This is a genomic window from Burkholderiales bacterium (assembly GCA_035518095.1).
GTDB lineage: Bacteria > Pseudomonadota > Gammaproteobacteria > Burkholderiales > JAHFRG01 > JAHFRG01.
This window is the reverse complement of the sequence record DATIXX010000007.1, coordinates 1-11,143: the sequence shown is the minus strand read 5'-3', so window position 1 is coordinate 11,143 and position 11,143 is coordinate 1. Positions and strand designations below refer to the sequence as shown.

General features: G+C 56.1%; 10 protein-coding genes. 1 reads left to right on the top strand and 9 read right to left on the bottom strand.

Translation table 11 applies throughout. The features are described 5' to 3' along the window. Positions 1 to 167: 167 nt before the first annotated feature. Together waaA and waaC are read right to left on the bottom strand one after the other, a co-directional pair. Complete coding sequence (waaA, locus tag VLV32_01770) at positions 168 to 1,415, bottom strand: lipid IV(A) 3-deoxy-D-manno-octulosonic acid transferase (GenBank protein ID HUL40623.1); 1,248 nt, start codon at positions 1,413 to 1,415, stop codon at positions 168 to 170. Next, positions 1,412 to 2,380: a lipopolysaccharide heptosyltransferase I gene (waaC, locus tag VLV32_01765; protein ID HUL40622.1), complete on the bottom strand. Its 969-nt coding sequence runs from the start codon at positions 2,378 to 2,380 to the stop codon at positions 1,412 to 1,414. The genes waaA and waaC overlap by 4 nt, the downstream gene beginning before the upstream one ends. A 134-nt stretch (positions 2,381 to 2,514) precedes the next feature. Here waaC and VLV32_01760 point away from each other — a divergent pair, with 134 nt between their 5' ends. Then, entirely contained in the window at positions 2,515 to 3,822 is a 1,308-nt protein-coding gene (locus tag VLV32_01760) for a nucleotide sugar dehydrogenase (GenBank protein HUL40621.1), read from the top strand. Between the two features lie 72 nt (positions 3,823 to 3,894). Here the strand turns inward: VLV32_01760 and VLV32_01755 are convergent, their stop codons facing one another. From VLV32_01755 to VLV32_01725, 7 genes are all read right to left on the bottom strand, one after another. Continuing rightward, complete coding sequence (locus VLV32_01755; GenBank protein HUL40620.1) at positions 3,895 to 4,803, bottom strand: hypothetical protein; 909 nt, start codon at positions 4,801 to 4,803, stop codon at positions 3,895 to 3,897. Between the two features lie 150 nt (positions 4,804 to 4,953). Then, positions 4,954 to 6,153 carry a putative sugar O-methyltransferase gene (locus VLV32_01750; protein HUL40619.1) on the bottom strand — a complete coding sequence of 400 codons (1,200 nt, stop codon included), beginning with the start codon at positions 6,151 to 6,153 and terminating at the stop codon, positions 4,954 to 4,956. Beyond that, a complete protein-coding gene (locus VLV32_01745; protein HUL40618.1) occupies positions 6,153 to 7,079 on the bottom strand; it encodes a glycosyltransferase family 2 protein in 927 nt (308 codons plus the stop codon). The genes VLV32_01750 and VLV32_01745 overlap by 1 nt, the downstream gene beginning before the upstream one ends. A gap of 55 nt (positions 7,080 to 7,134) precedes the next feature. Further along, the gene (locus VLV32_01740) at positions 7,135 to 8,052 is read right to left on the bottom strand and encodes a class I SAM-dependent methyltransferase (protein ID HUL40617.1); all 918 of its coding nucleotides are present in this window, start codon (positions 8,050 to 8,052) and stop codon (positions 7,135 to 7,137) included. 196 nt (positions 8,053 to 8,248) lie between these two features. After that, positions 8,249 to 9,409, bottom strand: coding sequence for a hypothetical protein (locus VLV32_01735; protein ID HUL40616.1), 1,161 nt, complete (start codon positions 9,407 to 9,409; stop codon positions 8,249 to 8,251). 14 nt (positions 9,410 to 9,423) lie between these two features. Next, positions 9,424 to 10,689, bottom strand: a complete 1,266-nt coding sequence (locus VLV32_01730) for a glycosyltransferase (protein ID HUL40615.1) — start codon at positions 10,687 to 10,689, stop codon at positions 9,424 to 9,426. Between the two features lie 213 nt (positions 10,690 to 10,902). After that, positions 10,903 to 11,143 (bottom strand): sugar ABC transporter ATP-binding protein (locus VLV32_01725; protein ID HUL40614.1); only part of this gene is annotated, 241 nt, incomplete at its 5' end.

Sequence of the window (11,143 nt, the reverse complement as noted above, 5' to 3'; positions counted from 1 at the left end):
GCGCAGCCTGAGCAGGGGCCCCACGCAAGTGGGGATGCGACCGCGGCGCGGAATGCCGCGCCGGATAATTGGTCGCTTGTGCGCGCCTCCGGGGTCACATCCACTCCTAAAGTCGTGGAACCCGTTCCGCCCGCCGGCGCGCGTCCTCGTGAGGCTTTCCCGCTCTATTAGAAGCGAATCAAATTCAGGATTTTCTGCGTCGCGCCGTGATGCGCGGCGCAAAACGCGCGGCCGGCTTCTCCCATCGCCTTCCTTTTCTGTTCGTCCGCGAAAAGCGCCTTGAGCGCAACCCCCAGTCCGGCAGCATCAGGCACGCGCTGCGCTGCGCCCGCCTGCACCGCCAGCTCGGACGCTTCGGCAAAATTAAACGTGTGCGGGCCGATCAAAACCGGCTTGCCCATGACGCAGGCTTCAAGCAGATTCTGCCCGCCCAAGGGCAGCAGGCTGCCGCCGATGAAGGCCGCATCGCACGCCGCGTAGTAGGCGAACATTTCGCCCATGCTGTCGCCCAGAACCACCTGGGTATCGGTTTCCACCGGCTGGTTTTCGCTCCTTCTCTGAAACCGAACTCCACGCCGTTGCAAAATCGCAGCCACTTCATCAAAGCGCTGCGGATGGCGCGGCACGATCACGGTCAGCATGCCCGGAACGCCTGCGGCTGAAACCGCTTCGAGCACCAGCTCTTCCTCGCCGATGCGGGTGCTGGCTGCGAGAAATACCGGCCGCGCGCCGAAGCTCGAGCGCAACTCGCGCCCGACCTCAAGCGCGTAAAAAGGCGGCTGCACATCGAATTTCAGATTGCCTGTGACTTGAACGTCCTTTGCACCCAGTGCCCGCAGACGTAGGGCATCGGCTTCAGTTTGCGCTGCAACTGCGATGAGCTCATTCAGGCCGGCGCTCACCAGGCTGCGAAAATGCGAATAGCCTGCCGCGGATTTTTCCGAAAGGCGCGCATTGACCAGGTAAAGCGGAATCTTCGCCTGCCTGCAAAGGTGGATTACGTTAAACCAGAGCTCGGTTTCCAGCAGTACGCCGACGACGGGCTTGAAGTGGGAAAGGAAGCGCTTGACGGCCTGCGGGAAATCATAGGGAAGATAGCAGCGCAATACGCCATCGCCGAAAAGCCGCTCGCTGGTCTCGCGTCCGGTGGGCGTCATATGCGTGAGCAAAACGCGATGACCCGGATGCGCCTTGCGCAGCGCTCGCACCAAAGGCTGCGCGGCGTGGGTCTCGCCCACCGATACCGCATGCAGCCAGATCACTGGTTTGGGCGGGAGTTCAGTGTAATAGCCGAGACGTTCACCGATGTGCTCGAGATACGCGGGCTGCTTGCGGCTTCGCAGCAGAAGATGCAGCAGCGCGTAAGGCAGCAGCAGGTAACCGAGCAGCGTGTATGCGCAGCGCGCAGCGCTCATTTTCCCAATATCCTTTCCACCTCTGCGACCACGGCGGCAGCGGAGGGCGGTTCATTCATTTTCCCGAGATTGACGGCGCTGTCGGAATAAAGGCCTGTTTCCTCGGGACGGCTTGCGCAATAAATCCCGATCGCCGGAACATTAAGCGCCGCAGCAAGATGCGCGAGCCCGGTGTCCACGCCGATGACGATTTCGGCTCCGGCCAGGAACGAGGCGGCGTCCCTCAAATCAAGCCGCGGCGGCACCGTCACGTGTTTCACCGCCGCTTGTTCTATGCGGTGCGCAAGACGGTTGCTGCGCTCGCGTTCATCGCTGTTGCCCCAAGGCAAAATGCAGGCGAGCCCGTAGCGGCGCAGGCTCGCCCCAACGTCAACCCAGGAAGATTCAGGCCAGAGTTTGTCTTCGTCGCTGCTGAAGTGCAGCAGAATCGCATAGGGCTCTTTCAGCCACGGAAAAATCGTGGGGCCGGTGCTGATGCCGTAATCGGCATTGCCCTCCGGCGAATAGCCCAAGGCCTGCGCTCCCAGCGAGCGGGTTCTTTGCACGGCGTGAAGCGTCCAGGAAATATCAAACACCTGATCATAGAAAAACGGCATGAACTCGCGCGCGCTGCCGCGCCCCAGGCCGCAGCGTTTTCCGCCTCTGGCAAGGCGCGCGATCAAGGCGCTTTTCATGAGGCCCTGCGAATCGAGAATAAAATCGTACTGCTCCCTGCGCAGCCGCCCAAAGAAATCGGCGAGCTCTTTCCAGGTGTGCACCTTCCAAAGCGTTTTGCGCCAGCGCCGCAATGCAACGGTTATGATCTTGGTCACTCCCGGGTGCAGTGCGGGAATCGCCTGGAACTCTTCCTCCACCACCCAGTGAATTTCCGAATCGGGAAAATGCCTGCGGATATCGCTCACCATCGGAAGATTGTGGATGACATCCCCCATCGAGGAGGTTTTCACCAGCAGGATTTTAGGCATTGGTTATTGATTTATTTCCCACCCGTTAGCCTACACTGAAACGAATTGGGCTCATAGATTAACGCACGACCGCCGGAGTAAGACTACACAGAACGGTAGTGTATAATTGGCTGATTTTTTAGGCTTGAGCGGAAATGTCTCTCGATAAACTCATTGAAAAACTGGAGAACAGATCGGCGCTGATCGGCATCGTCGGCTTGGGCTATGTAGGATTGCCGCTGGCGCTGCGTTTCTCGGAAGTCGGTTACCGCGTGCTGGGCATCGATATCGATCCCAAGAAAGTCGGCAGTCTGAATAAAGGCGAAAGCTACATCAGCTATATTTCCAAGCAATCCATTACTGCCGCCTTGAAAAACGGCTTCACCGCAACCAGCCAATTTAAAAAATCCGCGCAAGCGGATGCGCTGATTATCTGCGTTCCGACGCCGCTCAATCCCTACCGTGAGCCGGATCTCAGCTTCGTTTTTGGCACCCTGAATTCGTTGCTGCCGTTTCTGCGGGCGGGACAAGTCCTGTCCCTGGAAAGCACGACCTATCCGGGAACAACCGACGAAGAACTCAAAGCGCGCGTCGAAGCGGCGGGATTTAAAGTGGGAAAAGATATTTTTCTGGTGTTTTCACCGGAACGCGTGGATCCGGCCAATCCCGATTTCGAAATCCAGGCGATACCCAAAGTTTGCGGCGGCACGACTAAATATTGTCTTAAGGCAGGCCTCGCGCTTTACCGTCAGGCGATCAACAAGGTCGTGCCGGTAAGCTCGGCGCGAGCGGCTGAAATGACCAAGCTGCTGGAAAATATCCACCGGGCGGTCAACATCGGCCTGGTGAATGAAATGAAAATTATCGCGGACAAAATGGACATCGACATTCACGAAGTCATTCGCGCGGCAGCCACCAAGCCTTTCGGTTTCGTTCCCTATTATCCCGGTCCCGGATTGGGCGGGCACTGCATTCCGATCGATCCCTTTTATCTCACCTGGAAAGCGCGCCAATACGGCGTGCATACGCGCTTCATTGAGCTCGCGGGCGAGGTCAACAGCAACATGCCGACCTGGGTGTTAAGGAAAGTCGCCGATGCATTAAACGACCACGGCAAAGCAATCAAAGGCAGCCGGGTTCTGGTTCTCGGCATTGCGTACAAAAAGAACGTGGAAGACATGCGCGAATCCCCGGCAGTCGAGCTGATGGAATTGCTGCAGGAAAAAGGCGCGGAAATCGCCTATTCGGATCCGCACGTGCCGGTGTTCCCCAAAATACGCAAGCACCATTTTGCGCTGCGCAGCGTTGCTCTAACGCCCAAATCCATCTCAAGCTACGACTGCGTGCTGCTCGCCACCAACCACGATGCGTTCGACTATCAAGCCATCAAGAAGCACGCCAAATTAATTGTAGATACCCGCGGCGTCTACCTGGAACCCGCAATCAACATTGTCAAAGCCTGATTAAATAAACCGAGGCGTGCTTTGCTGGCAAAAGAAAGCGCTGCAACGTCTTTTTCAAGACGCACCAGATTCTTAGAAAGGCCGCGCGAAAGGACCCCAGGCCTGCCGCGAAAGCTTTATTCGCTCCTCACCGTCAGCCTGCGCATAGGCATCGGTCTGGTTATCAGCGACAAGGAGGTTTTCCTGCGCAGACTGCCGGAACGTATTCGATAAATGCCATTGCTCCTTTTCGAAAGACTCGCCTGTGCGCGCAACCACCAGCGGTCGCAGACCGAGACGCAGGATCTGATTGGTCAGGCTGTTGCGGCCGCTTTCAAAAACATAACCTGACACCTTGAATACCATTTTCCAAACACGGACCCGCGTAAGCGTCTCGCGCAATGCCATAAAGGCGTTGGTGCGAATGTGGTAGTTGGGAAACGGCGGAAAGTACCTGCCGGGATCGCTTAAGCCCACGCGACCGAGCAACCCGACTGCAAGGCGCAGCGCAACAAGCTGCGGGCCGCTGTCGCTTATTGCGCGCTTGACCGCCCAGCGCAATCGGGCCACCGGCCCAAGCGCACTCAACATGAGCTTTCGCTCCAGATAATTGGTCGCGAAGCTCTCATAGGAACCGGTTGCGCCGACAAGCCCCACGCCTTCCAACTCTATCGAGCGGCGCAACTTAGCGAGCCAGTCTACGGCCAAAATCCGGCTGAATGAATTCAAGAAGCAGAAGTAACGGTAGTCGAAGCTTTGAACCGCCGCAAAGTACGGCGCCAAATCGAGGCCGTAATCACTCATATAAAGCCGTTTGTGCGGCACGCCCGTTAACAGGCGATCATGCGCATCGGTAGTTCGACCGGACTTGAAGCCTTTGAAAATTAGAACGAGGTCGTGAGGAAGCCCCGAGGGATGCTCAAGGTAGGAAGCAAGGAATTTTTCAAACGGTGCGATTCCGTTTTTCTTGCGCACCAAGTGGACTACGCCGACTTCGACCACTTAGATTTTCCCCAAACCAATTTGTTTACTTTCACTGTTCTATCACTTGCCCGTCGTGTTTTAGGCATTCTAGTAATTGTCGCTGCGCGGCACCAGCCTGTGCCGCACCACTGCATGCACCACGCGGCGCGCAGTCGGCAAAGTGGGCCGCTATCGCTGGAAGGAAACCAGTTCTTCGACGTAGCCGTGGCGCACCCAGTACGGATGCCGGTGCCGACTCGCGATGCGCGAACTGCGGTCGATTAGCTCTTTGACCGTGAACTCGTTGGCTTCATGGTTGATCGACAGGAACAGCCGTGCCGACGCCTCGATCCGCTTCCAGTACAGTTCTGCCGTCGATCGATTCATTTCCGTCAACGAATCTACGTTGACAATCAAGTCGTAGCTCTCGGAACTTTCGAGGAAAGCCGCCGGGTTCAGGATTTTCACCTTTGCGGATGCGCCGCCTTGATGCTCTTCCTGCAACGCAACTTGATCTTCGCCGAGCGTCCGCATCAGGAAATATCCCTGTGAGAGCGCAGTGAGCGGCAAATCAATGATCGTATAATCGCTTATTCCCAGCTGCCTGGCATAGAACGCGGTCCGGCCGAGTCCGGCGCCGAGCTCGAGTACGCGCGGATGCGGCATGTGCCGCACGAGTTCGCGAATGCGCCACGCCTGATAGATTGCATGAATGGCGCGTATGCTGGCGACGCCGCGCTTGGTCTTGAGACCAAACTCATCCGGGTACGGGTTGGGAAACCGGATTTCACAACCGACTGCCTCCTCTATGGCCGCGAGAATTTCGTCCGTTGGCATGGTTCCGTACGTTGGATTGGACCCGCGCCGTTCCGGATTTTCAATGCGAAGTGCGCCCACGGCTTCCGCGACACGCACCAGGTAATCCTGACACCATTTGGCGTGACCCATTTCATATGCGGAAGACTCCTTGAAGCTTTTGACCATATCGCCAAATAGATTTTCGAAACCATAGAACAAGTCATTGTCGCCGGGCCGCCGCAACAGGGCGGATACGGCGCCAACATCGCCATCGACAAGAATCCGGTGCAGCGGCTGCAGCCGCGTTTTATAAATCATTCTCCATACGGCGCTTGGCCCCGCTACTTTTGATTCAGTTGATGCCTCATACGCCCGCAGCAGCCGCGCGACCATCGCGGCATCGTTACATGTTTCTCCCAGCGACCTGCCTGGAATTGCATTCAGTGCGTCATAAGGTCTGTGCAATAACGGCTCGAAACCACGCCCTGGGTCGGATGCCCGCATCGGATCGCTTGCTGGGACCGATTCGGGTTTCTTGAAAAGGTTGCGCAGCCGAAGAACGCCGCGGCCCAATAAATTAGAAAGCGACATCAAGAATTCCGGCTCGAAAGCCGCCACAGGCTAGAGGCCACTGGATAAGTGAGCCTCGGAAAAAACCGCGGGAAAAATACTTCACCGATATCTTCCAGCCGGACAGCGTGGCCGGCGTTCAGGGTGCGGTAAACGGTCACCGCCATGCGGGCATCCCAGAACAGTTTCTCCTTAAACGATGCGCCGCTTTTCAGATCAGCAAGGAATTCACGAAAAAGCCGACGCTTGTCATTTAGTACCACGCCCGATCTCAGGTTCTCCATAGTCGATTGCTTTGCGTGTTGCCGGATTCTACAGAGCGGCTCCGGCAAGTACGCGAATGCGCCGCGCTTGAGCAAATGAAACCACATTTCCAGGTCCACGAGCTGCCGGTAGCCCTCGTGGAATCCTCTAATCGCATCGGCGCGGCGGAACATCACCGCGGTGGGCTCGCCGATGAGGTTGCCTTGAAAAAAGCAGCGGCGAATCGCGGCTGTCCCCTGGATAAGCAAAAAACGCCGCGAATAGCACGCAATCCCCGCCGGATGCAGGTTGCCGTCAACCCGCCGCCTTGCACAAGCGACCAGCGAAACCTCGGGATTGGCCGAAATGACTTTTACCATCTGCTCCACGCAGACTGCCTCGAGCGCGTCATCCGCGCAAATGAATTTAACGTACTCGCCCCGCGCCTGCTCGATGCAAGCGCTGAAGTTGCGCACCATGCCGATGTTGGATTCGTGGCGCAGATAACGCACCCTGGCGTCGCTGTTGGCGAGGCTGCGCACCACCGCTTCGGTGCCGTCGGACGAGGCGTTGTCAAAAACCAGTATGTCCAGGTTCGAATGCGTCTGCCGCAAGGCGGAGCCGAGCGAATCGGACAGCTCGCGGGCCGCGTTGAACGCGGGAATGCAGACACTCACCAGCGGCTGATGAACCGCGCTGCTCACCGCGCCCGCCTTTCCTGCAAACAATTTGAAATCTGCAAATCGCGTCTCAGCAAAATCAAGTTTTCCGAAATACCACAGTGTAAGCAGCGCCCAAGCCGGGAAGTATTTCCACGCAGCGTCCGATCCTGGCCAATTGCAGGCTGGCAAAGTCGACGTACTTTCTTGATGCGCCTTCCCCGGAGCGTCGCGACAGCGATTCGCGCCATACCTGCCACCCGAGAGCGCTGCAATCCCTGGAGCCGCGATCGGACGTTGTAAAATGCACCCGCTCGAGGCCGCTTGGCGCAAGCCGCTCTATCAATACATCGGGCGGAATTAACTCAACGTGGCGCGGCGCATCTACATGGGCCCAGGATTTTCCAAGGATCCAAAATTGCAGTGAGCCGGGGTTGGGCGTAGCAATCGCGAGAATTCCCCCTGGGGTCAGTTTGTCATGAACCAAATCAAGGAGGGTCCACGGATCGGCCAAATGTTCTACGGAATGCCACAGTGCAATGATGTCATGGGGTTCAGCCTTGCGCATCGACTCGATGACGTCCGTCGTATGCAGCGCCGCAATGCCTACGACATCGTTCAGGAAAGCGCAGCAGGCGCGATCCATTTCAAAAGCATCCACCTCGAAACCCGCTGACTTGGCTAAAAACGCAAAGCGGCCGTAGGAAGGCCCGATCTCAAGGAGGCGTCGTCCGCGGCCATACGTTTTGATGGCGTCGAGCTTGTAGAGCTCCGGCCCAGTCCCGGACTTGAGGTCTTCAAGTGAACGCGGAATCGCGTAGTACGAGGGCGGATAAAAAGCGCCGAGATCACCGGGTATTGGCGAGAGGAAAATTAATCCGCAGTTTCGGCACCGATAATAGTCGAAATCCTGCTCACCAATCCTTTGATTCAGATCGCCGACGGAAAACAGCAAAGGACCGCTGCCGCGGCACTGCGGGCAACTGGCCTGCGGCGCGCTGTCCGACGCGGCTGACATAGGACTTGCTGCACCCATTGGCGTTTCTCAGTTCCGCGAGAAGTTGTGCGGGAATGCGGCGGCGGAAACGGGCGGCAAAAAATGGCGACTGTTGAACGCGCGCCAATCCGGGCAATCGCTTCGAATTACCGAGTCAACCGGGAACTTCATGAGTTCCAGCAACTGTTTCGGTGAAATCAAGAAACGAAAATTCATTCTATTGGCAGCCTCGTGGAGGGAGGATCCGCGGATCGACCGCAAACTTGAAACCCAAATCGGGAAACCCGGGCGGCGGCGGTCCGAGATAATCGCCCCAGGTCATCCTAACGTGCGTCGCCCGCGATCCTGGTGTCATTGCATTAAAGCTGCGAGTCTGATTGTCGGTCAAGATCAAATCGTCCTGTTCACTAAGCCGGAAGGTTTTGCTCTGAATCCAGTCTGCAACATCGTAGCCTCGCCCGGTCCGGTCAACAACAACGGCTCCAAGGCCTTTGCGCCTGATGCGGCTGGTCATGCTGGTGTTCCCGCTTTCGAATGCGCACGCGTCGAGTTTGGTTTTTACATCCGTTTTCAGCTCTAGAAAAAGCTGGCGGGATAGCATAAACCCGTTTGATCGTATATGCGGATCAGGAAATGGCGGGAACCTTGAATAATCGAACAGACGTCCTCCGGGGCTCGTAACATGATCCCATATGCGCTGAAACTGTTCATCGAGGGAACCTTGCCGCCCGGATAGACATATCAGTTCTCTCAGCGAAGCAGATCTCTTTAACCGGGATATCGTCGCTGTGATCCAGGGAGTAAATGCTTTCGAGATTGGATCGGCTTTACCTTGTGCTCTTGCCTTCCAGAGCTTGCAATAATTGTCGATTATAAAATCGTAAAAATAAGCAAACTGCTGGTCATAGCCCACTGACACTTCGTTGCAGAGCCAGATAACTTTTCTGATCAGCGCGTAGGAATCATTCAAGCTCTCGTACGATCCCATCGCACCCGCAATTCCCACGCGTGGCGACGCCGCATTTTGATAAAGCATCGAAAGCCACCCGGTACAGGCAATTTCCGTGAATGTGTTGATGCAGCAGACGTAGTCTTGGTCCACTCTGCGTGCCGCCTCAAGATAAGCATTAACGTCATATCCCTCGTCGGAAATTTCCACCGAGGTATGCGGGAGCGACGCGAACACCGACCTGGCGGCGTTTAGCTCATTGATGCGGTCAAACCCCTTGTAGACCACTGCCAGCCGATGTTCTATCCCGGCTTGATTCCGCGCGTAACTGTCAACAAACTTCTGCAACGGAGCAATGCCCTCGGCCTTCCGCGCGAGATAAATAACCGCAATTCGATCGCTTCTGGACAGGGAACGTGCGTCGGCCACAGTGGACCTCTCGCTCAACGCTGCCGCAGCTTGAGCCAGCGTCGGCCTTGAGGCGCCGCCGGCGCGCAGATCCCGGACTGCAGGTCTGTGAACAGTTGCATCAACTGCGTATAGCGGCCCGTGCTGATTATCAGTTTGGGATGTCGATACGCATACGGTCCCAACAAATACCCCAAAGCGCGGCGAACTAAATTTTCGTATATCCCCAGCAAAATGCTAACCCGAATGATCAGGCCGAGCGCCAGTGCCCAGAGTTTCTCGAAAAAATCAAGACGGGACCAAAGCAAGCCGCCGATCGGCGTCGTGCGTCCGATCCTGCCGCGGTTGGCGCTCAGCACCCTGAATATCTGCAGCCTGCGGTATTTCCCAAATGCGACTCCGCAAGGCAAATAATCACGCAAATACCTGGACACGTGTTCCATGGTAATTACATACTTCGTGTTGTAGAGAGGCCCTGGCAGCAGGAATTTCTCGACTTCTGAATACAGAGGATCCGACGCCAGTTTGGTATGCAGTAACTCGGCGCCTTTTTCCTCGAGCTCATTGAATAACATGTATCCAAAAGACGCCTTGGAAACCCCGGCTATGCTCAGCGGCTCCGGAATCACAACGATAGCACGCGCCTTGGCGAAAGCTATGTTGGCAAAGTAATAGTCTGGAAACGGCGCGCGGAAGACCGCACCCTGTTTGCGCAGACGCTGTAGAAAATCCCGCCGGATACAGAACGCCTGCTGATTGAACGTGAAGTTCCTGCGCAAACGTATGGATCCGCGAACAGCTTTTGAGGCTTCTTTGGCGGAAAGTAGAAATGGGGTCTTGCGCCCAACAAAGAAAAAACCGTTTTTAACGTCTGCGACGAAACCGCTCCGCTCCCAAGGGGCTACGCCTGGGTGCCAGAATTGGTAGATCGCCGAATACAGTACATCGGGTGAGCCGAATCCCACGATGATCCGGCTGAGCTTGCTGAAGTAGCCTGGCGTAAGGCCATCGTCGTCTCCGAGAACCGTGACGTAGTCCCCATTTGCGAGATTAACCGCCCGGTTCCAGCTATCTGTTACCGGGAGAAAGTCATTCGAACGCTGATACCGAATTCTCTGATCGGAAATGTTGTTGACATATCCGGCGATGTCGTCCGTCGAGGCATTATCGAAAATTACGAGCTCCCATTTGGAATAGTCCTGTTTGAGAACCGTTTCGACCGCGTCTCGAAGCAGGTCCAGCCGGTCATGCGTCGGAATGACAACAGAGAATTTCAGCGCAGCCCTCCTTGCAACGAACAATCGACAAAAAATTCGCAGCCCTTTTTCTTGCTGCGAATGTCGCTTTTTATTCGGCTGCAGTAGCAATCCGCATCCGATCGGTTAACGACATGGCAGGTGTTTGTGCTCCGAGTTGTGAGACACAGTTTAACCTGCTGTGACAGCATCTTGAATTTCAGGCCCCGATTATTGGTTTGCCGTGTATGCTCCTTTGGGCTGACAATGCACACACGGTCAGCTTTCGGCGACTATGCGACCGTGGTCAAGGCGTACTATCTTGTTACAGTTCGCCCGGATGATATCCGCGCTGTGTGAAGCGAGAACCAGAATTTTGGCCTGCCCGACAAGTTCCGCTAATCGTCGCTGTGCCTTCTCGGAAAAAGCTTCATCACCGATACCAAGCCACTCATCCATTAAAATTATATCAGCCTTGACGCTGGTGGAGATCGTAAATGCGAGACGCATCGCCATGCCG

Bases quoted from the DNA above. Each gene is read 5' to 3' on its own strand.
- waaA (HUL40623.1), bottom strand. From the start codon at position 1,415: ATGAGCGCTGCGCGCTGCGCATACACGCTGCTCGGTTACCTGCTGCTG.
- waaC (HUL40622.1), bottom strand. From the start codon at position 2,380: ATGCCTAAAATCCTGCTGGTGAAAACCTCCTCGATGGGGGATGTCATC.
- VLV32_01760 (HUL40621.1), top strand. From the start codon at position 2,515: ATGTCTCTCGATAAACTCATTGAAAAACTGGAGAACAGATCGGCGCTG.
- VLV32_01750 (HUL40619.1), bottom strand. From the start codon at position 6,153: ATGTCGCTTTCTAATTTATTGGGCCGCGGCGTTCTTCGGCTGCGCAAC.
- VLV32_01740 (HUL40617.1), bottom strand. From the start codon at position 8,052: ATGTCAGCCGCGTCGGACAGCGCGCCGCAGGCCAGTTGCCCGCAGTGC.